Source organism: uncultured Gordonia sp., assembly GCF_937858515.1.
Lineage (GTDB): Bacteria > Actinomycetota > Actinomycetes > Mycobacteriales > Mycobacteriaceae > Gordonia.
Window position 1 is genome coordinate 1 of record NZ_CALLZT010000138.1, and the last position, 21,838, is coordinate 21,838.

The window sequence follows — 21,838 nt, forward strand, 5'->3', positions numbered from 1 at the left end:
CGGATCGGCGACATCATCGGCATCGCCTTCCAGGTGTCCGACGACATCATCGACATCGCGTCGGCCACCGGCGACTCGGGCAAGACCCCGGGCACCGACCTGCGTGAGGGCGTGCACACGCTGCCCGTGCTGTATGCGCTGCGCGGTGACGAGCCGTCGACGCCAAGGCTGCGGGAGCTGTTGCTGGACCCGGCCGGCAAGCCGCGTGCCCTCACCGCCGACGACGAGGTCACCGAGGCCCTGAAACTGCTCACCACGTCATCCGGCATGGCCCAGGCGCACGCCAAACTGCATTCGTTCGCCGACGAGGCCCTGGCCGAACTGGCCCGGCTCCCGGAAACACAGGCCACCGGCGCCCTGTCCTCTCTGGTCCGCTACACCATCGACCGCACCGGCTGAACTTCTCAACACGGAACCTGACCGCACCTCACGTACGTTTGACAGTGTGAACCGGTGATGTACCGGTGTCGGACGGTGGAAGCGGGTGGGTGATGCATTTCAACGGTCTCAAGACGGCGGTGCTGCTCGGGGTGATGTCGGCGATCATCATCGGGATCGGCGCGATGTTCCGGAGCCCGCTGATCCTGCTGGTCGCGATCGTCTTCGCGGTCGGCATGAACGGCTACGTGTACTTCAACAGCGCCAAGATGGCGCTGAAGTCGATGCGCGCGCAGCCCGTCACCGAAGTGCAGGCGCCGATGCTGTACCGGATCGTGCGTGAGTTGGCCACCACGGCACACCAGCCGATGCCAGCGCTCTACATCAGCCCCACCGAATCACCCAACGCGTTCGCGACCGGCCGCAACCCGCAGAACGCCGCGGTGTGCTGCACCGCGGGGATCCTGCGACTGCTCAACGAACGCGAACTACGGGCGGTCCTCGGGCACGAACTGTCGCACGTCTACAACCGCGACATCCTGATCTCGTCGGTCGCCGGCGCGATGGCGTCGGTGATCACCGGCATCGCCAACTTCGCCTTCATGCTCGGCGGCAACCGCAACAACGGACCCGGTCTGCTCGGCATGATGGCCATCTCACTGCTCGGACCGATCGCGGCGACCGTCATCAAAATGGCCGTGTCGCGCTCGCGTGAGTTCCAGGCCGACCAGTCCGGCGCCGAACTCACCGGTGACCCGCTGGCGTTGGCGTCGGCGCTGGCCAAGATCTCCGGCGGCGTCGACAGGGCCCCGCTCGCCCCCGAACCCGCGATCGAAGCTCAGAGTCACCTGATGATCGAGAACCCGTTCCGCGGCGGCGGAATGACCCGGCTGTTCGCCACCCACCCGCCGACCGAGGAACGGATCGCCCAGCTACAGGAGATGGCGCGCAGGGGTTGACGCGCTATCGGTAATTCACGAATTGCAGTGCGATCCCGAAATCCTCGCCCTTGAGCAGCGCGATGACGGCCTGCAGGTCGTCGCGCTTCTTGCTGGAGACCCGCAGCTCGTCGCCCTGGATCTGCGCCTTGACACCCTTGGGGCCCTCGTCGCGGATCTTCTTGGAGATCTTCTTGGCGTGCTCGGAGTCGATGCCCTGCACGAGGTTGCCGGCGATCTTGTAGGTCCTGCCCGACGATGTGACCTCACCGGCGTCGAAGGCCTTCAGTGAGATGTCTCGCCGGATCAGCTTCTCCTTGAACACCTCCAGGCCGGCCTGGGCGCGTTCCTCGGCGTCGGAGGTGATCACGATGCCCTCCTCGCCGGACCACGCGATGGTGGTGTTGGTGCCACGGAAGTCGTAACGCTGCGACAACTCCTTGCCGGCCTGGTTGAGGGCGTTGTCGACCTCCTGGCGGTCGACCTTGCTCACCACGTCGAACGATGAATCAGCCATGACCGACAGGGTAGCGGTAGGCGCGGGCGCGCCCGGCACCGAGTCCCCGCACTGCGGCCTCGTACAAGGGCCTCTCACCAGGCGATTTGCGCGACAGGGCATGGTTCGTTGTATTCTTCACCGCGTTGTTCTCATCGGTTCCGGCCGAGACGGAACGGCACGGCAGGTTGCCCGAGCGGCCAAAGGGAGCGGACTGTAAATCCGTCGCGCAAGCTACATAGGTTCGAATCCTATACCTGCCACAACGTGGTCACTCGTCGATGACAAGCGCGCCCCGATCGCCCCAACAGGCGATTTGGAGCGTGTGAGGATCGGTGTGTAACCTCGTAAAGGCTCTCGGGAAGCCCACAAGGCATCCCGGGTACGCCCCCTTAGCTCAGTCGGCAGAGCGTTTCCATGGTAAGGAAAAGGTCGACGGTTCGATTCCGTCAGGGGGCTCGCTGGACCGACCAGTCCACAGGGCGGTGTAGCTCAGCTGGTTAGAGCGCACGACTCATAATCGTGAGGTCGAGGGATCGAGTCCCTCCACCGCTACACACAACGGTGCATCGCGACGAGTTCGGTTCTCTGAACAAGTCGTGGGCCGACCGAAGACCATACACCCGAAAGAAGATTGCAGTGGCCTCCTCAACCGATGTTCGCCCCAAGATCACCTTGGCATGCGAGGTGTGCAAGCACCGTAACTACATCACGAAGAAGAACCGTCGCAACGATCCCGACCGCCTGGAGATCAAGAAGTTCTGCCCCAACTGCGGAACGCACCAGGCGCACAAAGAATCGCGCTGACACAGTTCACCCACCGAATCTTGAACCCATAGCGCAAAACCGCGGGCTGCCTCGAAAGAGGTGGCCCTTCGGTGTTGTTGTGGCCCGTCCGATGAAGGAGACCACCGAATGAGCCAGGTGTCTGCCGAAGAGTTGCAGCAGCGTGCATTGGCGTTCCAGAGCGGTGAGAAGTTCTCTCCCGATGAGCTCGCGGCGCGGACCGCCGAACTCGTCGGCTACCACTACACGGTGGACGACTACTTCGAGGTCGGCCGCGAAGACGTCCGCCGGCACGCGCTCGCCGTCCAGGACGCCCACCCCGTCCACTGGAACGAGGCGAAAGCGAGTGAACTCGGTCACGACACCCTGATCGCCGCGCCCACCTTCGTCTCGATCATCGGCGTCGTCGCACAACGCAAACTGTTCGACGAGGTCGTCGTCGGCTACGACCTGTGGTCGATCCTGCAGACCGACCAGCGGCTCATGTACCACAGGCCCATCAAAGTGGGCGACCAACTGGTGTGCGATGTGACCCTCGACTCGTTCCGGCACGTGACCAGCCCCGAGATAGTCGACCTGATGGTCACCAAGAACGTCATCTGGAACCAGCACGACGAACCGGTGATGACCACCTGGACCTCGCTGGCCGCCCGTCCTGGGCTGGAGATCGACCCCGAGCTGATCACCTCGCTCGACCACGTGATGATGAAGATCGACACCATCCCCGACCCCGGCGTCACCGTCGCCGCCGGCCGCGAACGCAAACCCGACCCCACCGAACTGCCACCCGCCTACAGTGCGATCGATTTCGACACGCTGTCCGTCGGACAGGAACTGCCCGACAAACGGTTCCTGCTCACCCGCGGTAACCTGTCGAACTACGCCGGCGTCGCCGGTGACCCCAATCCGATTCACTTCTCCGACCACGTCGTCAAGGCGGCCGGCCTCGAGGGCGTGGTGGCCCACGGCATGCAGACGATGGGACTCGGCGCGAGCTACATCTCCGAATTCATCGGGGACCCGGCGGCGTTCTGCGAGTACAACGTGCGCTTCACCAGCATGGTGTACGTACCCGAGGATGACAGCGCCGCCGTCGACTTCACCGGCAAGGTCAAATCCCTCGACCCCGAAACCCGCCGCGGCACCATCGCCATCGTCGCCAAGCAGGGCAACCGCCGCATCTTCGGCCGCGCCCAGGCAGTGGTGCAGTTCAACTGATTGCACCCGCTCGAAGGGGTGTTTTGGGTTCGGGGGCGGTCGTGATCTACACTGAAGTGTCGATTGAATTGACTTGCGCGCTGCCCTGAGGGTGGCGCGTTGATTCTGTAGGACGTAAGTCCCGCAGAACGTTCTGTAGGACACAAATCCTGTAGACATGGTCAGGCACAATGGACTGTGGCCATCTCGGTGGCCGCAAAGGGGCGTAGCTCAACTGGCAGAGCAGCGGTCTCCAAAACCGCAGGTTGCAGGTTCAAGTCCTGTCGCCCCTGCCCTGGACAGGGCACACGTTGACGAGAGGAACCTCGAAGGTGAGCAAGCGAGACCGCGCTGCCCGGGCCAAAGGTGCCCCTGACGCCGCCGACTCGGTGGTGGACGACCTCGAGACCGACCTCCCGTCCGACGACGACGCCGAGCTTCGCCCGCAGGGTAAGCGCTCGGCACGGGGACGCCGTGCCGCGGGCGACGGAGGATCATCCGTCGCCGTCGCCGAGCGGAAGAAAGATGCTCCGGAGTCGGCGAGTGCCAACCCATTTGTCCGGATCTGGACGTTCCTCAAAGAGGTCGTCGCCGAACTGAAGAAGGTCATCTGGCCGACGCGCCGGGAGATGATCACGTACACGATCGTCGTTCTCGCGTTCGTCGTGATCATGACGGCCTTCATCGCCGGCATCGACATCGCCTTCGGCAAGGGCGTCCTCTGGCTGTTCGGCTGACACCGGGCCGTTCACGCCGGACAAGACCGCACCGGATGCACCACATCCGATCGAGACCGGCCGGCAGCGCCGCTGCTGACGACCAGCAAGTGAAAGAGGAGCGTGGGCAGCAGTGAGCACCCCCGAGAACGAGATCGAAGCGACCGAGGCGCTGACCCCGGACGCCGATGCGGTGGACGCTGCTGACGTCGACATTGCCGATACCGAGCCGGTAGCGGACGAGACCGCCGCTGCCGATGAAGCCGCCGCCGAAGACGCTCCCGTCGCTGAAAAACCTGTCGCAGAAGAGCCCGTCGAGGTCGATCCGGTCGAGGAAATGCGCAAGCAACTGCGTCGCGCGCCCGGCGACTGGTACGTCATCCACAGCTACGCGGGCTACGAGAACAAGGTGAAGGCCAACCTCGAGACCCGCGTGCAGAACCTCGATGTGGGCGACTACATCTTCCAGGTCGAGGTGCCGACCGAAGAGGTCACCGAGATCAAGAACGGTCAGACCAAGAAGGTCAACCGCAAGGTGCTGCCCGGATACATCCTGGTGCGGATGGAACTCAACGACGAGTCGTGGGGCACCGTCCGCAACACCCCGGGTGTCACCGGGTTCGTTGGATTGACCGCGCGTCCGTCGCCGCTGACGATCGAAGAGGTGCTCAAGTTCCTCGCGCCGCCGGCCGCCGCCAAGAAGCAGTCGGCGACCAAGGCCGCCAACGACAGCGTTGAGGCCGCGGCTGCCGCGGTGACCGCGGTCATCGAGGTCGACTTCGAGGTCGGCGAGTCGGTCACCGTCATGGACGGTCCGTTCGCGACGCTGCCCGCCTCCATCAGCGAAGTCAACGCCGAGCAGCGCAAGGTCAAGGTTCTGGTATCGATCTTCGGTCGCGAGACCCCGGTCGAGCTGAACTTCAACCAGGTCGAAAAGATCTGACGCGCTCCCACAGCGGAGCGGTCACATACTTCCACGCCTCCAGCGGACGTGGATTCGCAAGAAACAAACAAGGAACAAGAATGCCTCCCAAGAAGAAGAAGCTTGCCGGGATCATCAAGCTCCAGATCCAGGCAGGTGCTGCCAACCCGGCACCGCCCGTCGGCCCCGCACTGGGCCAGCACGGCGTCAACATCATGGAGTTCTGCAAGGCGTACAACGCGGCGACCGAGTCGCAGCGTGGCAATGTCATCCCGGTCGAGATCTTCGTGTACGAAGATCGCTCGTTCGACTTCAAGCTGAAGACTCCGCCCGCCGCGAAGCTGCTGCTCAAGGCAGCCGGTGTGCAGAAGGGCTCGGGCGAGCCGCACACCAAGAAGGTCGGCAAGGTCACCCTCGATCAGGTCCGCGAGATCGCCAAGACCAAGCAGGAAGACCTCAACGCCAACGACATCGATCAGGCCGCGAAGATCATCGCCGGCACCGCCCGTTCCATGGGCATCACCGTCGAAGGCTGATAGCCGCCATTTTCCGTGGGAGGGCCGGCTCGGTCCGCACCACACACCCCGCGTCGTCATAGCGGAGAAAGAACAGAGCACATGAGCAAGAAGAGCAAGGCCTACGCCGAAGCAGCGGCCAAGGTCGACAATTCCAAGCTGTACAGCCCGCTGGAGGCTGTGAAGCTCGCCAAGGCCCCCTCGTCGAAGAACCCCGGCGCGACCGATGAAGCCGCGATCCGCCTCGGCGTCGACCCCCGTAAGGCAGATCAGATGGTTCGAGGCACCGTCAATTTGCCCCACGGAACGGGTAAGACCGCCAAGGTGATCGTGTTCGCCGTCGGTGACAAGGCCGCCGAGGCCCTGGCCGCCGGCGCCGACGAGGTGGGCGCCGAGGATCTGATCGAGAAGATCCAGGGCGGCTGGCTCGATTTCGACGCCGCGATCGCCACCCCCGACCAGATGGCCAAGGTCGGCCGGATCGCGCGTGTCCTGGGCCCGCGCGGCCTGATGCCCAACCCGAAGACCGGCACCGTCACCCCCGACGTGACCAAGGCTGTCAACGACATCAAGGGCGGCAAGATCAACTTCCGCGTCGACAAGGCCGCCAACCTGCACTTCGTCATCGGCAAGGCCTCGTTCGACCCGGCCAAGCTGGCCGAGAACTACGGCGCCGCCTACGACGAGATCCTGCGGTCCAAGCCGTCCGCGGCCAAGGGCCGGTACCTGAAGAAGGTCACCATCACCACCACCACGGGCCCCGGCATCCCCGTCGACCCGGCCGTCTCGCGTAACTTCGCCCTCGAGGCCGACGCCTGATCAGGCAGTAACGCACGTACCGATCGGCCCTCTGACCAATTGTCAGGGGGCCGATCGGCATTTCGGGACGGTGCTTGTTGCCGGTGGGTTCGACCGGAGCCACGCCCGCATGTGGGGGTCAGTACGCGCTAAATGTCACTGGGCTGCCTCGGTCATTGCCGGCGCCATTTGGTGATGGTTTGAAGGGCACGAGTAGTGGACGACTAGTTTGTGGGGTTGCGGCCGCCCCGAAACTTGAGGCACGATTCAACTGTGACCGATGGCGCGGACAGATCCTGGACGTACGAGCTCAAGCGTGACGACCTGGGCACCTCACGTGTGGTCGAGACGTCGCTGGATGCGCTCGCCGACGGCGAGGTGCGGCTCAAGGTCAGCCGGGTGGGCCTCACGGCCAACAACGTCACCTACGCCGTCCTCGGCGAAGCCTTCGACTACTGGGAGTTCTTCCCGGCCGCCGACGGCTGGGGAATCGTGCCGCTGTGGGGGTTCGCCGACGTGGTCGAATCGACCGTCGCCGGGGTTGACGTCGGGTCGCGGTTCTACGGGTACTATCCGGCCGCAGGTCATCTCGTTGTGCGGCCCGGGCGTGTCGACTCGCGCGGATTCCGCGACGCGAGCAAGCATCGCGAGAACCTGACGTCGCCGTACAACGCGTATGCGCTCAGCGACACAGACCCGCTCTATGACGTTGCCACCGAGGAGCTGCAGATCCTGTTCCGGCCGCTGTACTGGACGTCGTTCATGTTCGCCGACTGGATCATCGACAATCGGCTGTTCGGCGCGCAGTCGGTGATCATTTCGTCGGCATCGGCGAAAACGGCCTACGGCACCGCATTCGAGTTGGACCGCAAGGACGTGCGGGTCATCGGACTCACTTCGCCCGGCAACAAGGACTTCACCGCCGGTCTCGGCTGCTATGACGAGGTGTTCACCTACGACGAGCTCGACAACCTGCCCGCCGACACCCCGGTGATGCTCGCCGACTTCACCGGCAAACAGTCCCTGCCGGGCACCTTGCGCGACCACCTCGGCGACGCGTTGGTGAAGGTCGCCATCGGCGGCATGACCAACCAGCAGTCCGCATCCGTCGGCACCATCGACGACGCGGGCACCGAAACCGCCGACCACCCGGTCACCTTCTTCGCACCCCAGCAGATGCGCAAACGCTTCCTCGACTGGGGCCGCGACGGCATCACCGACAGATTCGCCGAATCCTGGAACGCCTTCCTCCCCGTCGCCGACACCTGGGTCACGGTCACGGTCGGCGACGGCCCCGAAGGGCTGGAAAACGCCTGGCACGACGTCTATTCCGGCCACACCGACCCGGCGGTCGGCCATATCATCAGCTTCTGAATGAAACTATGCGGACTTGTGGATCGCAGTCCGGGGGATCGGGCCCGAACCTCAGACGTCGATCGGCCGGAGCAGGATCGCGGTGGTGTCCGTTTGGCCGCCGTTGCGGCATTCGCTGAGCGCCGAGTAGGACCGGGCCGAGCGCCCCTTGGACGACCAGTACACGACGCGCGTGCTTCCCGGGGAAACCTTTGTGGGGGTTCGAGACTCGTACAGTGGGCGGCCCGCCGAGGCGGCTTTGGCCCTCGCCCGCGTTGCCGACTTGCGGGCATCCGGCTTCTTCTGCTGGGCGCGCTGTGTCTCCGACAGGTTGCGCAGGTGCGCGGCCCGTCGCAGCGTCGTGACCTTGCTTGCGGGGTATATCCGCACCGTGCAGGTGATCGTCCGATCCAGCGGGTTGGTGTAGATGATCCGCACGGTGCCCGCCACCGTCTGGCCCGAAGCCGAATGCGCGGGAACGCTCACCCAAGCACCCGCGGTACCCGCGGTGAGCGCGCTGGCAGCGACCGCCGCACCGGTGGCGGTGACGGCCATGCGGCGGCGAAAGGTGAGTCTCATCCGGCTTCTCCTGGTACGACGGCTTTGCCGGACCATCTTGCCACCTCCTCGCCGGGCCATCCCCGACCGGGTCGTTCGGGGCTCTGGTCGTCTGCCCGTCGACTTCGAGCTACTTGGGGAAGAGTGCCGGTTGGAGCGGAATGGTGTGCAGTGTCGTCTGGTTCGGCTTCAGGCGCGGGTCGAGAAGGCAGCCGCAGTCGATCTTCGGGATGAGCGGGTATTCCGGTACGACGACGGTCTTGCTCTTGCCTGCTTCGGGAGTGCCGGTGCTGTCGGCGGAGGCCAGGGTACCGACGGTGCCGGCGGCGAACACTCCCGTGGCGGCGAGGCCGACGACGATGGTGGCGACACGCCTGCGGCGGACGGTGGTTGCCGGTGCGGACATGAGAACCTCCTGCGTGAGAACTCTTGGCGTTGCTGTGACCCCTCTCATGTTTGTGTCGCCGAAGCCCCGTGCCACGCGTAGCCGACTACCCGAATCTCTGCGGGTGCCACGCGCCGCGCCCGCGTAGTCGCGCGGTCGATCGTGGTCGACGGGTGCCCTCAGCTCACCGCGTAGGGCTGTGGATGGTGATGGATTTATCCGCAGAATTGGGTGATTCGGAATTCCGTGTGGTTGATCGGAGTCTGTGGGTGGCCCCGATCAACCACTGCGCTGGCTTTCTGGGGAACCTCAGCGTGACCGTCAGCGGTACTTGGGTGGCGTGACCTTGATGGTCGGTACGGTCAGTTTGGGTTTCGGTGAGGTGATCACCTTCGGGATGTTCGTGGGGATCGTCAGGTATGACTGGGATATCGGGAACGCATGCGCGTCTCCGTCGGTCGCGGTGCCGGACGGGAATGCGTCGCTGCAGGCCGTCAACCCGGCGTACGGAGGGTTCGGGAAAAGTGAAGTGGCGCCGAAGGCTTTGACTTCAACTACGAGCTTCGTCGACCGGATCGTTACACTCGTGGCCGAACTGGAGCCCACCTTACTCAACGTCGACTGGTCCGCGATGACCTTCTTCATCGCCGTGTCCGCACCGGCGTGATCGCCGTTGACAGCGGCCCGCCAGTACTCGTTCAGGTGATCAGCGACGACGGTCAGCGTCGGCAACGCCGAGCGGGGCGCGATCACGATGTCGCACCGGATGCGGCGGGGCAGTGGATTGCTGAGCGTGATAAAGATGTGTTCGTTCTTCCAGACCCCGGAGCCGGCGTGACCGGCGGCCGTCACCCATGCGTCGGCGGGGCCGGAGCCTGCGAACAGGCTGTAGGCGGCGGCGACGCCGACGACGGCGGTTGTCGTGCACTTTTGTATGAAAGACTTAACGCTTGACATGATGCTCCCTGAAATCGGTTCGGTAGGTGGACAACTGTGCTGCGGTCCGGACAATCTCATCGTCATTTGAGCCGCGGCACGACCTTGGGGATGTTCACAGGAGGCGCGAGGGTGGTGGTCGGGATCTGGGCCACCGATCGGACCGGGAACGCATACGCGTCGCCGTCGATTGTTCCGCCCACCCATCCGCTGTTGCGGCAGAGGCTCAGCGCCGCATACGGCGGGTTGAGGAAGTACCCTGTGGCCCCGCGTGCGTAGATGACGACGGTTCGAGATGATGTGGCCGGGACCGTCACCGACTCATTGTTGGTCGTAGTGAAATTCAGCAGGGTGACCTGTTTGAGCGCTGCGACGGCATTGTTGTTGTGAGTAGTGGCCCCGCTGTGGTCACTCTTGGCATCCGCTGCGAATGCCGCGTTGAAATGTTTCGATGCGGTTGTCAGTGCGGGAAGGTCTTTCGCTGGGGTAATGAGAATTCCGCAATCGATCGGTTTGGTAAACGGATTCTTGAACGTTGCGTAAATGTTCCTGTGTGCCAGTACCGCTGATCCGGCGTGGCCGGGTTGGGTGGTCCAGGCTCCGGCGGGCCCGGCCGCGAGTGCGGCCGAGGCGGTGACGACCGCGATGGCAGTGGTGGCGGCGCAGCGACGCCAGGTCGATGACTTCAGGATTAACATTGTGGCCTCCCGGGTTGTGAGATGTTGCCGATAGCATTGCTCAGGTTCCGGCGATCGTCGCGAGTAGTCGACTACTCGACTGAACGCGCCTCCTGCTGATCGTCGTCGGTGCTGTTGCTGGTGGCACGAGTAGTGGACTACTTGACATTCGAGAGGGTCCGAACGGGCGACGTGCGGGCAGGTTATCCGCGGGCCACGGCCGGTAGGCGACGGCCTCGTCGCTTCTCCGATACTGAAACGAGAGTCGGCCCAACCCCGTTCGCCGGGTGGGCCGACTCATCGATCTGGTGAGATCAGATTTCTCATTCCTTATCGATGCTTATGCGTCCGGACCAACTGTCCAGTTTCCCGGTGTTGCAGCCGCCGTAGACTCCCTTGGCCTGCACGCTCATCGTGTGCATTCCCTTCCGGAGGTGGGTATCGATCTTCATCGACTGCCCGGGCCGCAGTCGGTTCGTCTGCTCGGGGTAGTCGTCGATATAGATGGTCGCGTAGATATCCGAGCAATGGGTGGGATCCGCCTTGAACTTGAGAATCACGTGACCGGATCCGGGGTAGTTGACATGGAAATCCTGCGAGATTTTATTGCGGCAGACCTGCGGATTGGTGATCGGATTGTCGCAGTGAGCCACTTTCGTGGTCTTGGTGATCACGTCAGCCGAAGCCGGGCTGGACATTCCGAGCAGGGCTACTGTCGACGAGGCGGCGGCGAGAGCGGCGGCGGTAAGACGACGAGTGTTCATGGTGTCCTCCTGAAGAACGGGGTATGTCTTCTGTTTTCTTGATATTGACGAAGATAGCCACCGCCTTGTTCGTGATCAACGCGATCGTATGGGTAGTTCTCCCCGCGGAGCCGCGGTGGCATGGGTAGTTCTCCCCATGCTGTTCTCCGACGGTTCACGTCCCCCTCTGCCAGGGTGCGCTGGCCGGCTCAGCTGTTGAAGATGTCGCCGCTTGTGATGCGGGTGGCGTGGGTAGTGGACTACTCGACACTCGTGCGGGCCGGTTGTCCACAGGTCACGACCGGTCGGCGGAATCAATCGGATCGGCCATAGGGTGGAGTCATGCGCGATGACAAGTTGCTGACGCGGATCGCGGCGCTGCTGCGGCAGGCCGAGAACACCGACAACGAGCATGAGGCGGAGACGTTCATGCAGGCCGCACAGCGGCTGGCGACGGCGTCGTCGATCGATCTGGCTGTGGCACGCTCGCACGATCCGACGGCGCGTAGGCGGACCTCCCCGATCACCCGGCAGATCGCGATCGGGGAGGCAGGTAAACGGGGTCTGAAGACGTATGTGCAGTTGTTCGTGGCCATTGCCCGTGCCAACGATGTGACCGTGGACGTCGCCGGCAACTCGACGTTCGTCGTCGCCTACGGATTCGAACCCGACATCGACACCTGTGAGGCGCTGTACACGTCGCTGGTCATACAGATGGTGGCAGCCTCCGACGCTTACCTGAGGTCGGGTCGTCACCGGGGGGAGGTGTCGGCTCGGGTGGTCGCGCGTGGCGGCGGGCGGCAGGTGGTCGAACAGAAACCGTTGTCGGGCATCACGGCCCGGCTCAACTTCCAGTCCGCGTTCGCCGGACGCATCGGGACTCGGCTCACCGAGGCCCGTGACGCCGCCAAGGCCGAGGCGATCTCGGCTGAGAGTGCCGATGATCGGGCGGCATCGACGGCGATTGCGTTGCGCAACAAGGAAGTCGAGGTCAGCGGCTTCTACCGCAGGGAGTCGCGGGCACGGGGGGCGTGGCGTCCGACGTCGGCCTCCGCCGGATATTCGGAGGCCGCCCGCCAGGCCGGGGATCGGGCGGGACGGCGCGCGAAGATCGGTCCGGATCGTGAATTCGGTGCCCCGCGAGGCGCTTTGGAATGACCGGACGGGATTCCCGGCGTGCGCAGGTATACGCGGCCGAGCGGCTGGTGCACGGCATGTTCGACCGGGCGGGCTCCTCGCGGCTCGTGCAGATCGCCGGGACGTCGCTGACGCTGCCGCCCGAGGTACGGTTCGCGTCGGTCGGCTCGGTACGGGAGTATGTCGACCGGGTTCTGGGAATGGGCTCCGTCACAAGCAGTTTCGGGAGCGCGTCGCTTCCCGTCGACGTGATCGAGCGCGGGGGTCACCGCTCGGCGGAGTATCGACGCCGCCCGGACGGCAGCCGCGAGATCGCCATCCCGGCCTCCCGTGAGGGCCGTTGGGCGCTGCGCGAACTCGTCGTCCTGCATGAGATCGCCCACCACCTCGACGACTCGGACGGTCCCGCGCATGGACCGGGTTTCGTCCGGACGCTGATCGCGCTGGTGGGTCTGGTGTTGGGGCCGGAGGCCGAGTTCGTCTACCGGGTGGTGTTCACCGACTCCGGAGTTCTGTAGGTGGGTCACTGCCGCTGAAGCGGACCACTCCGCGGGTTGAGGTGCTCGTCGCCGGCGCTCCTCACGCCTCAACCGGCTGGAGATCTGCGGGCGGGCCGAATTCGCCGATCCGGGCGCCTGAGTGGGCAATAATCGGTACATGGCATTCAACGATTCACGTCCGCCCGCCGACCGGCAACGGCTCAAGAAACTGGCGCAGGCAGCGTTGAACGCCGATGAGACGGTTGACCAGGTCAACGAGATCCTGGGCGGTCTCGGTACGACGCTGGCCGGCATGGACAACACGGTCGCCAAACTCGACGCCGCTATCGATGACCTGAACCCGACGCTGGTCAAGTTCGCCGAGACTATCGACAACGTCAACGAGGCGGTGGCCGGTCTGGGGGAGATCACCGCACGGCTGGAGCGGATCGTCACCCGGGTCGAGGTGATCGTCGGGATCGCGGAGGTGGCGCTCAAACCGGTCGGTGCGCTGGAATCGGCGGCCCGCGGTATAGGTTCGCGGCTGGGACTGGGCTGACTTCTACCAACACAGACGACAATGCCCGCTCCGGAACGGCCAAGAACCGCCCTCCACAGGGCCGCCGCTGGAATAGTGCATCAGCGGCCCTGTGGAGGGCGGTTCTTGTCTCTCGGGGCGGGCATCGCCGGTGGTCGGGTCAGATGATCGGGAGATCGGCCTCGAAGGTGAGGTAGCTCGGATGCTTCGGGTCGAGCACCAGCCGCTGATGATGACCACGCAGCCTGATCAGGTCGGGGACCACGTTCAGGTAACGCGGGAAGCTGGCGGCATAGATGTCCACCCGCAGCCGGTGACCCGGTTCGAGGACCGCGTCGGTGGGGGTGAGGGAGACGTCGATCCGGACCGGCTCATCGGCGGGCACGGGCAGCTTACGGTCACGGGTGAGCACGTGGTAGGCCTTGGCCACCGCACCCTCGGCGGTGTACCGCGTCTTGTCGTGGTCGAGCGCCCGGTTGGCCGTGGACAGTGCGCCACTGGTGAGCACCGTCGAACGGCCGTCGGGGGCAACGTCATTGATGGTGATCGCCCACACGGCCTCGTGTCCGGTAGTGGCCACGTTCAGACGCAGGTTGAGCGCGCCGCTGATCCGGACCCGCTCGATGACCGCATCGGTGGTGAACGACAGGCCGCCCTTCTCCTGGAAACGGGCGTCGGTGTTGAAGTGCGGGCCGAGCAACATCGTGCCGCCGGCGGTCACCTGGGTCATGTCCCGGGAGACCAGGCCGCGCAGGTCACGCTTGACCTTCAGCGACGACGTGTGCAGCCCCGGCACTGAACTGAGGCTGCCGTCGTGGACGGTGTGGGCGGCGCTGCCCGACGGGAGGTCGGACAGATACAGCCGCTGGTGCTTCATGCCCGGCCGTGGGAAGCTCTGGCCCGACGTCCACGCGCCGCCCTGCTGCAGCATGGTGACCGGACCGTAGTATTCGACGCCGTTGCGGTGACCCTTGAGCCAGCGATCGAACCAGGCGCGTTCGAGGACGTCGAGCCGCGGCGGGGCGGCGTCGCCGCCGTAGCCCGATCCGGCGTCGAAGTGGTAGCCGTCGCCCACCACCATCTGCTTGCGGCCCGGTTCCATGTCGAGGCGCTCGTAGATGCCGGTGGCGCTGTGGCTGAACAGGTCGTGCCAGGCTCCGATGGTGAACGTGGGCACCTCGATGCGATCGATCTCGGGGTCGCGTTCATCGAAGTAGGGGTCGTCGTGGATGCGCGGGTCGCGTGCGGTCAGGAAGCCCCAGCCGATCGAACCCATCTCGGTGGCCGGCGACTTGACTCGTGACGACGCCCAGCGGAGTGCGTCGCCGCGCACCATGTCGCGCATCAGCGTCGACGGATTGGGCAGCCACTTGAGCAGATTGACCACCGACAGCCAGGCCGGGATGAACGCCGACGGCATACCGCCGGTGATGTAGATGTCGCGGACGATGTCGTCGCAGCCCTCGACGGCGAACACCGCGCCCAGGCCCTCGGGTCGCTTGTCGGCGGCCTGCAGCGAGTTGATGGCCGAGTACGACCAGCCGGCCAGGCCGAGCTTGCCGTCGCACCAGTCCTGCTCGCGCACCCAGTCGAGGATCTCGACGGAATCCTGCTGTTCGCGGGCACCGAGGATCTCCCATTTGCCGTGGCTGGCACCGGTGCCGCGGACGTCGACGATGATCTGGACGTAGCCCGAGCGCACGAGCGTGCGGTTGACGCCGAAGACGTCGAACACGCCGCCCGCGAGGGTCTTGGTGAGCTTGCTCAGCCCTTCGAAAGCGGTGCCGGTGGCGTCGACCGAGCCGGCGGCGTTGCGCATCGCCTTGCTGACGACGGGCACGTGGAGCGCGTGGTCGATGAAGTCGATGGCGGCCCGGTTGTACGGGTTGATGTTGACGATCGCCGGGTAGGGGGTGAGTGCGGTCTGCCCGAACCGGTTGGCCGGCCGGATGACGGTGGCACGTAGTTTGACGCCGTCGCTCATCCGGATGGTGACGTCGCGGTCGATGGACACCCGCGGGTAGATCTGCTTGCCGTCCACCTGCTCACGCCAGCGGATGCCGTCGGCACCGCCGGTCGGATCCCCCAGTGGGAGAGTGCCGAAGTGATCCCCGCGGCGCAGCGGCGGTCCGTCGGCACGGGGGATCTCCGGCACTGCCCCGAGGCGGCCAAGGACCGGACCGAGCTGAACCGGATCGAGTTGATACGTCATGGTGCATCACCTGCTTCCCGCGCGTGACGACGTGTCGCCCCAAGGGGGAAGCGGTGGCCCCGAAACGCTGTCAACGTTGTGTTGTCAACGTCGTCGGGGGCCTGCCGGCACCTCGTCGTGTCAGTGCGAACATTTCATATAACAAAGTCGATCTGTGTTTTATGTCACGTCCACGGTCTAGCTGAGACTATCTCAGGTTCTGTCTCAACTACACATCCGGGGGGCCTCAATTTAATACGTGTTCGGAAAGTCCCAGGTCAACGGCGGCGGCCGCCTCCAAAACCATCCATCCGGACAGTTGAACCGACAGGTCCTGCTCGGGCATCTGCGACGACTGCGTGGCACCGTCCACGGTCTTGCCGGCGGCTCCCCCGGAGACCGGCATCCGGGCAGGAGTCCGCCAGTCGTGGCCGAACACGGGCGACCCGTCGACGTCGAGCCGGTGCGTCCACGCGGCCTCGGCGCTGGTGGTGACGATGGTCGCCGCCCGTCGGCGCAGGTCGGCGGCGCCCGGGGCCGAATCCGGCAGATCGGTGGCGACGAGCGCCAGATAGCGGGCGAGGATACCGGCGAACAGGCCGCCGTCGCCGCCACCGCCGAACGGAGCGGCCTTGATGATCCCGTCTGGGGCCACTCGGCGCTCGACCGCGCCGAGCAACCGGTCGACGCGCTCGGCGTGCACGGCATCGCCCGTCAGTCGCAGCAGTTCGGTCTCGGCACCCAGGACAACCCCTTGACAATAGGTATAGATCGCCTTCACGCGCTCCGTGCCGCCGGGCCGCGGCCGGATGCCGTCGATGATCAACTTCGACTCGGGGTCCACCAGGGTGGCGTCGATCCAGTCGCACATCGCCGCCGCCCGCTCCACATGACCGGTCCGCGCCAGCAGAATAGCCGCGGGCCCGTTGGCGGGAGCGTTGAAGAACGGATCGGACTCGTTCGACGCCTTCTTGTTGCGCCACGGGATGCCGCCGCCGGCCTCCGGCGCCCACGGGGCCAGCATCTGCCCCGTCAGCGCCTCCAGGGCCCGTGGGTGTGACAGCTCGAGCTTGCGGTCGGCGCGTTCGACGGCCAGACCCAGCCACGCCATGTCGTCGTAGTAGTTGTTGATCCACCTGCCCCGGTTGCGCAGCCGGATGCCGCGGAGCAACAGATCGGTGGCCCCGGCGACGAGCGGATCGAAGGACCGGTCGCCGCTCGCGCTGCCGGAGGGACGGTGAACCGCCGCGTCGACGAGAGTGTCAACGAAGTGGGCGTGCCACCAGTAGTGCCAGCTACCGGCCTTGTGCTTGGGCCAGGTGACATCGGCGATGCGGGTGCCCGGCAGGCGCAGCAACCGGCGCAGGTGCCTGGTCGCCACGGCGTGGGCGGCGTCCGCCGCCCGGTCGTTGGGTGAGGCGGACGCCCATGCGGCGGCACCCGAAGCGGCTGGGCGGTGAGCGGTCGGCCATGAGTCCATAGCCGCCAAGGGTAGTGGCAATCACTGTGTATCAAGCATTGTGATGTCTAACGCACGCGGGAGCCTCGCACCCGGCGGCGGACCGGCGTGAAGACCGGCACTGTATGCACGGCGACGGCTCATCGCACGCGGGATTTAACGTAATTAACAGAGACTGAACAAACTCTACCGTTGCTTTGATTTCTGGCCATGGTAGCCAACTCCACCGGGAACGTGACGGGTGTCATATTAGACAGGCGCGCCTGTCGTCCATTCGGATGAACGTTTATCTGAGATTAAAAAAGCCACAATTCTCCGGTTGAGGGTCGGGTTAGGGCGGGCTACGATCGTGCCGTAGCGGATCCAATCAATCTCTATTCAGAGCAATGTCCGCGTGCTGGGTTCGGCTGCATCGTTGCACGCAATCCCTGTCTGTGTCCGACGAACGGAGGAATATGATCGCCAGCGATATCCGTATCTCGGTCCCGTTCGGCGCCGGTCGGCGTAAGGCCAGGTCAACCGGCGTGGGTGCCGGGTCGGGATCGTGGTCGCGAGACTATGCCCACCGAGTTGCGGTGACTGATGCGGCTGTCGTCATCGTGGTTGTGCCGGCGGCTCTGCTGGTTCGTTTCGGATCGGATGTATTCGAATACGGTGCCGGGATATGGCTGTTCGCAGGTGGTCTCGTCATCGCCTGGAAATGCGCGTTGCGCACCGGACAGAGCTATGACCGGCGGATATTCGGCAGTGGATCGCAAGAATATAGCCGGGTGGCCACAGCCTGCTTCGCCGTGTTCGGCCTACTCGCCATAGTCGATCTGCTGTTTCAGCTGGGTGTTGCGCGTGGATTTATCGCTTTCGCGTTGCCCGTCGGCACCCTTGTGTTGCTGCTCTCACGGTGGTTGTGGCGAAAGTGGTTGTGCCGACAGAGGAAAACGACCGGTGCCAAGATGGACAGGGTTCTCGTCGTCGGCAGCGAGACATCGGCGATGAGCTTGGTGCACCGACTTATCAATACTCCGGATCTCGGCTACGACGTCGTTGGCATCTCGGTGCCTTCCGGATCGACGGCCGACGACGCTTCGTTGACCATCGGCGGCAACGTGATTCCGGTGTTCGGGGATTTCGGCGATGTCGCCGGTGCGGTCACCCGGGCATCGGCGACGGTCGTCGCCGTCACTTCCGCCGAGGCGCTGGGTCACCAGGCGATGCAGGACCTGTCCTGGGATCTTGAGGGATTGTCCGTCGATATGGTGGTTTCTCCCGGAGTGATTGATATCGCGGGCCCACGGATGCTCGTGCGGCCGGTGGCCGGGCTGCCATTGCTGCATATCGACAAGCCGCAGTACGAAGGCGCGAACAAGGCACGAAAATCTCTGGTCGACTGGTTCGGGGCGGTGCTGCTGCTGATGCTGCTCGTGCCGGTGATGATCGCCGCCGCTATCGCGGTCAAAGCTGACTCGCGGGGACCGGTGTTCTATCGGGCAACCCGAGTCGGCTTGAACAACAATACTTTCCGCATGTGGAAGTTCCGCTCGATGGTGGTCGGCGCCGACCGCGACCGAGCCGGGCTCGCCGACCTGGACGAGGGTGCCGGGGTGTTGTTCAAGATGCGTGAGGATCCGCGTGTCACGAGGGTCGGCCGGTTTCTCCGGCGTTACAGCATCGACGAACTGCCCCAGCTGTTCAACGTGCTCGACGGGTCGATGAGTTTGGTGGGGCCACGCCCGCCGCTGCCGGACGAAGTGGAGCACTATGACGGCCGGGTCGCACGTCGGATGCTGGTGAAACCGGGACTGACCGGTTTGTGGCAGGTGTCCGGACGATCCGACCTCCCTTGGGAAGAGGCAGTGCGACTCGATCTTTCGTATGTCGAGAACTGGTCGATCATGGGCGACGCGGTGATTCTGTGGCGCACGGTGCGCGCGGTCATCTCGAAGGACGGTGCGTACTGAATCCGGCGGACACCCGCCGTGGAGAACTGCCTGAATACCCCATTCGGCTCGTTGCAGAGCACCGAGAGCAACGACGCTCACTCAATTGCTGACGGAGAATGATGAAACGCGCACTGATCACCGGAATTACCGGTCAAGACGGCTCGTACCTGGCCGAGCTGCTGTTGTCGAAAGGCTATGAGGTCCATGGATTGATCCGTCGGTCATCGAACTTCAACACGTCCCGGATCGATCACCTCTACGTCGATCCGCACGAGCCCGGAGCCCGGCTGTTCCTGCACTACGGCGACCTGAGCGACGGTGCCCGGCTGGTTACTCTGGTGTCGTCGATCAACCCGGACGAGGTGTACAACCTGGCAGCACAATCGCACGTGCGGGTCAGCTTCGACGAGCCCGAACATACCGGTGACACAACGGGTGTCGGTTCGATCCGCCTGTTGGAGGCGGTCCGCCTCGCCGGCGTCGACTGCCGCTATTATCAGGCGTCGAGCTCGGAGATGTTCGGCGCGTCGCCGCCCCCACAGAATGAGGACACGGAGTTCTACCCGCGTTCGCCCTACGGTGCGGCAAAGGTCTACTCGTATTGGGTGACGCGCAACTACCGTGAGGCCTACGACATGTATGCCGTGAACGGGATTCTGTTCAATCACGAATCCCCAAGGCGCGGAGAAACGTTTGTGACGCGCAAGATCACACGTGCAGTCGCTCGGATCAAGGCCGGAGTCGAAGAGTATATCTACATGGGCAACCTCGACGCGGTTCGCGACTGGGGGTATGCCCCCCGAATATGTCGAGGGAATGTGGCGGATGCTGCAGGCCGACGAACCGACCGACTACGTGCTCGCGACCGGATACGAGTTCACAGTCCGGGACTTCGTCGTCGCGTCGTTCGAGCACGCGGGCCTCGATTGGGAAAAGCATGTCCGGTTCGATGAGCGATACCTGCGGCCGACCGAGGTCGACTCGCTGATTGGTGACGCCTCACGCGCCGAGTCGTTGCTCGGCTGGAAGGCGACGGTCGATTCTCCCGAACTGGCCCGGATCATGGTCGATGCCGATATCGCGGCACTGGAATGTCAGGGCAAGCCATGGATCGACACCCCGGCGCTCCCGGCATGGAGTTGAGCCGATGACTGAGACATTTGCCCCCGGACCGCTGGACCGGTCCGCCAAGGTCTATATCGCCGGCCACCGAGGTCTGGTCGGGTCGGCACTCTGGCGGTGTTTCGACGACGCGGGCTTCGGAAACCTGGTCGGACGCACGAGCTCGGAACTCGACCTGCGCGACCGCGACGCGACGTTCGGATTCTTCGATGAAGAGCAGCCGGACATCGTCATCCTGGCGGCGGCCAAAGTCGGCGGGATCGGCGCGAACAGCACCGAACCGGTCGATTTTCTCTCCGACAATCTCCGCATCCAGCTGAATGTGCTCGATGCCGCGCTCGCGAATCATGTTGGGAGGCTGCTGTTTCTCGGGTCATCGTGTATCTATCCGAAATTCGCCCCGCAACCGATCACCGAGGACTCGCTCCTGACCGGCCCACTCGAACCGAGCAACGACGCCTACGCCATCGCCAAGATCTCCGGAATACTCCAGGTCCAGTCGGTTCGACGGCAGTACGGACTGCCGTGGATCTCGGCCATGCCGACCAACCTGTACGGACCGGGAGACAACTTCTCTCGCACCGGGAGCCACGTCCTGCCGGCACTTATCCGGCGCTATGAAGAGGCACGTGCCGCGGGCGCCCCGGTGGTGACCAATTGGGGTTCGGGAAGTCCGCGGCGCGAGTTCCTGCATGTCGATGACATGGCGTCGGCGTGCTTGCATCTGCTCGAGCACTACGACGGACCACAACAGGTCAATGTCGGAGTGGGGGAGGACATCACGATCCGGGAACTGGCCGGGATCGTCGCACAAGAGGTGGGTTACGAGGGCCGCACCGAGTGGGACACCACGAAACTCGACGGGACACCTAGGAAACTGCTTGATGTGTCCACGCTGACCGGACTGGGCTGGCAACCGACGATCGGGCTGTCGGAGGGGATCGCCGGCGTCGTCTCCGGGTATCGGCGGCAACCGGTGGGGGTGCGACTATGAACCAGTTCGATCTCACCGGGTTCACGGGTAAGGGCTATGACCGGGGACGGCCCCTGTGGATGCAGCTGGCCTGGATGGTCGTCTCCCGAACTATCCTCAGCCGCTGGTGGTTTCCGGTACGAGCGAGGGTTACGGTGCTTCGCCTGTTCGGTGCCGACATCGGCCGCGACGTGGTCTTCCGTCATGGAGTCACCGTCCATTGGCCGTGGAAGCTTCGCGTCGGCGACGGAAGTTGGATCGGGGAAGGGACGTGGCTTCTCAATCTGGAACCCATCACGATCGGTGCGAACACCTGTATCTCTCAGGGAGTCATGCTCTGCACCGGTAGTCACGACCGCCGATCGCCGACTTTTGAATTCGACAACGCACCGATCGAGATCGGTGACTTGGTGTGGCTGGCGACCCGCGCGACAGTGCTGCGGGGCGTGAACGTCGGAGCCGGTTCGACCGTCGGTGCGACGGCGCTCATCACCCGCGATGTAGCGCCAGGTTCACTGGTCTTGGCGTCGTCCGCATATTTGCGAGAGTCGGAATTCGTGGCGGGCGACCCCCTCGTGCCGACGGTCCGGCAGTCGTGAAAGGA

Annotated in this window: 23 protein-coding genes, 4 tRNA genes and 1 pseudogene; 20 read left to right on the top strand and 8 right to left on the bottom strand. The window is 64.5% G+C overall.

Translation table 11 applies throughout. From position 1 onward, the window contains the following. Together Q0627_RS12470 and htpX are read left to right on the top strand one after the other, a co-directional pair. A partial coding sequence (locus Q0627_RS12470; RefSeq protein WP_298810242.1) for a polyprenyl synthetase family protein occupies positions 1-399 on the top strand: 399 nt, incomplete at its 5' end. 92 nt (positions 400-491) lie between these two features. Further along, entirely contained in the window at positions 492-1,337 is an 846-nt protein-coding gene (gene htpX / locus Q0627_RS12475; RefSeq protein WP_298810244.1) for a zinc metalloprotease HtpX, read from the top strand. Positions 1,338-1,341: 4 nt separating this feature from the next. Here the strand turns inward: htpX and Q0627_RS12480 are convergent, their stop codons facing one another. Further along, the gene (locus tag Q0627_RS12480) at positions 1,342-1,833 is read right to left on the bottom strand and encodes a YajQ family cyclic di-GMP-binding protein (protein WP_291013930.1); all 492 of its coding nucleotides are present in this window, start codon (positions 1,831-1,833) and stop codon (positions 1,342-1,344) included. A gap of 161 nt (positions 1,834-1,994) precedes the next feature. On the opposite strand from Q0627_RS12480, the gene Q0627_RS12485 reads away from it, so the two are divergent. The 11 genes from Q0627_RS12485 to Q0627_RS12535 all read left to right on the top strand — a co-directional run bounded on the left by Q0627_RS12485 (position 1,995) and on the right by Q0627_RS12535 (position 8,120). Next, a tRNA-Tyr gene (locus Q0627_RS12485) sits at positions 1,995-2,075 on the top strand. A gap of 123 nt (positions 2,076-2,198) precedes the next feature. Next, positions 2,199-2,271, top strand: a tRNA-Thr gene (locus Q0627_RS12490). 22 nt (positions 2,272-2,293) lie between these two features. Beyond that, a tRNA-Met gene (locus Q0627_RS12495) sits at positions 2,294-2,367 on the top strand. A gap of 84 nt (positions 2,368-2,451) precedes the next feature. Beyond that, positions 2,452-2,619: a 50S ribosomal protein L33 gene (rpmG, locus tag Q0627_RS12500; RefSeq protein WP_005188102.1), complete on the top strand. Its 168-nt coding sequence runs from the start codon at positions 2,452-2,454 to the stop codon at positions 2,617-2,619. Positions 2,620-2,727: 108 nt separating this feature from the next. After that, positions 2,728-3,816: a fused (3R)-hydroxyacyl-ACP dehydratase subunits HadA/HadB gene (locus tag Q0627_RS12505; protein ID WP_298810252.1), complete on the top strand. Its 1,089-nt coding sequence runs from the start codon at positions 2,728-2,730 to the stop codon at positions 3,814-3,816. Between the two features lie 199 nt (positions 3,817-4,015). Next, positions 4,016-4,088, top strand: a tRNA-Trp gene (locus Q0627_RS12510). 39 nt (positions 4,089-4,127) lie between these two features. Further along, on the top strand, positions 4,128-4,532 hold the full coding sequence (secE, locus tag Q0627_RS12515) for a preprotein translocase subunit SecE (protein ID WP_298810255.1): 405 nt from the start codon (positions 4,128-4,130) through the stop codon (positions 4,530-4,532). 112 nt (positions 4,533-4,644) lie between these two features. Then, positions 4,645-5,454 carry a transcription termination/antitermination protein NusG gene (gene nusG / locus Q0627_RS12520; RefSeq protein WP_298810257.1) on the top strand — a complete coding sequence of 270 codons (810 nt, stop codon included), beginning with the start codon at positions 4,645-4,647 and terminating at the stop codon, positions 5,452-5,454. A gap of 80 nt (positions 5,455-5,534) precedes the next feature. Beyond that, positions 5,535-5,969 carry a 50S ribosomal protein L11 gene (gene rplK / locus Q0627_RS12525; protein WP_291013918.1) on the top strand — a complete coding sequence of 145 codons (435 nt, stop codon included), beginning with the start codon at positions 5,535-5,537 and terminating at the stop codon, positions 5,967-5,969. Between the two features lie 81 nt (positions 5,970-6,050). Next, on the top strand, positions 6,051-6,767 hold the full coding sequence (gene rplA, locus Q0627_RS12530) for a 50S ribosomal protein L1 (protein WP_298810259.1): 717 nt from the start codon (positions 6,051-6,053) through the stop codon (positions 6,765-6,767). 252 nt (positions 6,768-7,019) lie between these two features. Further along, positions 7,020-8,120, top strand: coding sequence for a DUF2855 family protein (locus tag Q0627_RS12535; RefSeq protein ID WP_298810261.1), 1,101 nt, complete (start codon positions 7,020-7,022; stop codon positions 8,118-8,120). 51 nt (positions 8,121-8,171) lie between these two features. Here the strand turns inward: Q0627_RS12535 and Q0627_RS12540 are convergent, their stop codons facing one another. From Q0627_RS12540 to Q0627_RS12560, 5 genes are all read right to left on the bottom strand, one after another. Beyond that, the gene (locus Q0627_RS12540) at positions 8,172-8,678 is read right to left on the bottom strand and encodes a hypothetical protein (protein ID WP_298810264.1); all 507 of its coding nucleotides are present in this window, start codon (positions 8,676-8,678) and stop codon (positions 8,172-8,174) included. Between the two features lie 109 nt (positions 8,679-8,787). Next, complete coding sequence (locus Q0627_RS12545) at positions 8,788-9,063, bottom strand: hypothetical protein (RefSeq protein ID WP_291013908.1); 276 nt, start codon at positions 9,061-9,063, stop codon at positions 8,788-8,790. A 300-nt stretch (positions 9,064-9,363) separates the two neighbouring features. After that, entirely contained in the window at positions 9,364-9,999 is a 636-nt protein-coding gene (locus Q0627_RS12550) for a hypothetical protein (RefSeq protein ID WP_298810267.1), read from the bottom strand. Between the two features lie 62 nt (positions 10,000-10,061). Next, the gene (locus Q0627_RS12555) at positions 10,062-10,676 is read right to left on the bottom strand and encodes a hypothetical protein (RefSeq protein ID WP_291013904.1); all 615 of its coding nucleotides are present in this window, start codon (positions 10,674-10,676) and stop codon (positions 10,062-10,064) included. Positions 10,677-10,978: 302 nt separating this feature from the next. Next, a complete protein-coding gene (locus Q0627_RS12560) occupies positions 10,979-11,419 on the bottom strand; it encodes a hypothetical protein (RefSeq protein WP_298810271.1) in 441 nt (146 codons plus the stop codon). A 321-nt stretch (positions 11,420-11,740) separates the two neighbouring features. Between Q0627_RS12560 and Q0627_RS12565 the strand changes: the two genes are divergently transcribed. The 3 genes from Q0627_RS12565 (at position 11,741) to Q0627_RS12575 (ending at position 13,573) form a co-directional block, all read left to right on the top strand. Continuing rightward, complete coding sequence (locus Q0627_RS12565; RefSeq protein WP_291018696.1) at positions 11,741-12,556, top strand: DUF2786 domain-containing protein; 816 nt, start codon at positions 11,741-11,743, stop codon at positions 12,554-12,556. Further along, positions 12,553-13,053, top strand: coding sequence for a TIGR04338 family metallohydrolase (locus tag Q0627_RS12570; RefSeq protein ID WP_291018690.1), 501 nt, complete (start codon positions 12,553-12,555; stop codon positions 13,051-13,053). Before Q0627_RS12565 ends, Q0627_RS12570 begins: the two co-directional genes overlap by 4 nt. Before the next feature lie 139 nt (positions 13,054-13,192). Then, positions 13,193-13,573 carry a hypothetical protein gene (locus Q0627_RS12575; RefSeq protein WP_291018693.1) on the top strand — a complete coding sequence of 127 codons (381 nt, stop codon included), beginning with the start codon at positions 13,193-13,195 and terminating at the stop codon, positions 13,571-13,573. A 139-nt stretch (positions 13,574-13,712) separates the two neighbouring features. On the opposite strand, the gene Q0627_RS12580 is transcribed toward Q0627_RS12575, so the two are convergent. Both Q0627_RS12580 and Q0627_RS12585 read right to left on the bottom strand, forming a co-directional pair. Further along, entirely contained in the window at positions 13,713-15,764 is a 2,052-nt protein-coding gene (locus tag Q0627_RS12580; protein WP_298810278.1) for a CocE/NonD family hydrolase, read from the bottom strand. Between the two features lie 226 nt (positions 15,765-15,990). Next, positions 15,991-17,223 (bottom strand): glycoside hydrolase family 76 protein, encoded by a 1,233-nt coding sequence (locus tag Q0627_RS12585; protein ID WP_298810281.1) that lies wholly within the window; start codon positions 17,221-17,223, stop codon positions 15,991-15,993. Positions 17,224-17,726: 503 nt separating this feature from the next. On the opposite strand from Q0627_RS12585, the gene Q0627_RS12590 reads away from it, so the two are divergent. From Q0627_RS12590 to Q0627_RS12605, 4 genes and pseudogenes are all read left to right on the top strand, one after another. Continuing rightward, the gene (locus tag Q0627_RS12590) at positions 17,727-19,157 is read left to right on the top strand and encodes a sugar transferase (protein WP_298810317.1); all 1,431 of its coding nucleotides are present in this window, start codon (positions 17,727-17,729) and stop codon (positions 19,155-19,157) included. 101 nt (positions 19,158-19,258) lie between these two features. Then, positions 19,259-20,282, top strand: a pseudogene (gene gmd / locus Q0627_RS12595) (GDP-mannose 4,6-dehydratase). Between the two features lie 4 nt (positions 20,283-20,286). After that, positions 20,287-21,255: a GDP-L-fucose synthase gene (locus Q0627_RS12600; protein WP_298810284.1), complete on the top strand. Its 969-nt coding sequence runs from the start codon at positions 20,287-20,289 to the stop codon at positions 21,253-21,255. Next, positions 21,252-21,833 carry a putative colanic acid biosynthesis acetyltransferase gene (locus tag Q0627_RS12605; RefSeq protein WP_298810288.1) on the top strand — a complete coding sequence of 194 codons (582 nt, stop codon included), beginning with the start codon at positions 21,252-21,254 and terminating at the stop codon, positions 21,831-21,833. The genes Q0627_RS12600 and Q0627_RS12605 overlap by 4 nt, the downstream gene beginning before the upstream one ends. Positions 21,834-21,838: the final 5 nt, after the last annotated feature.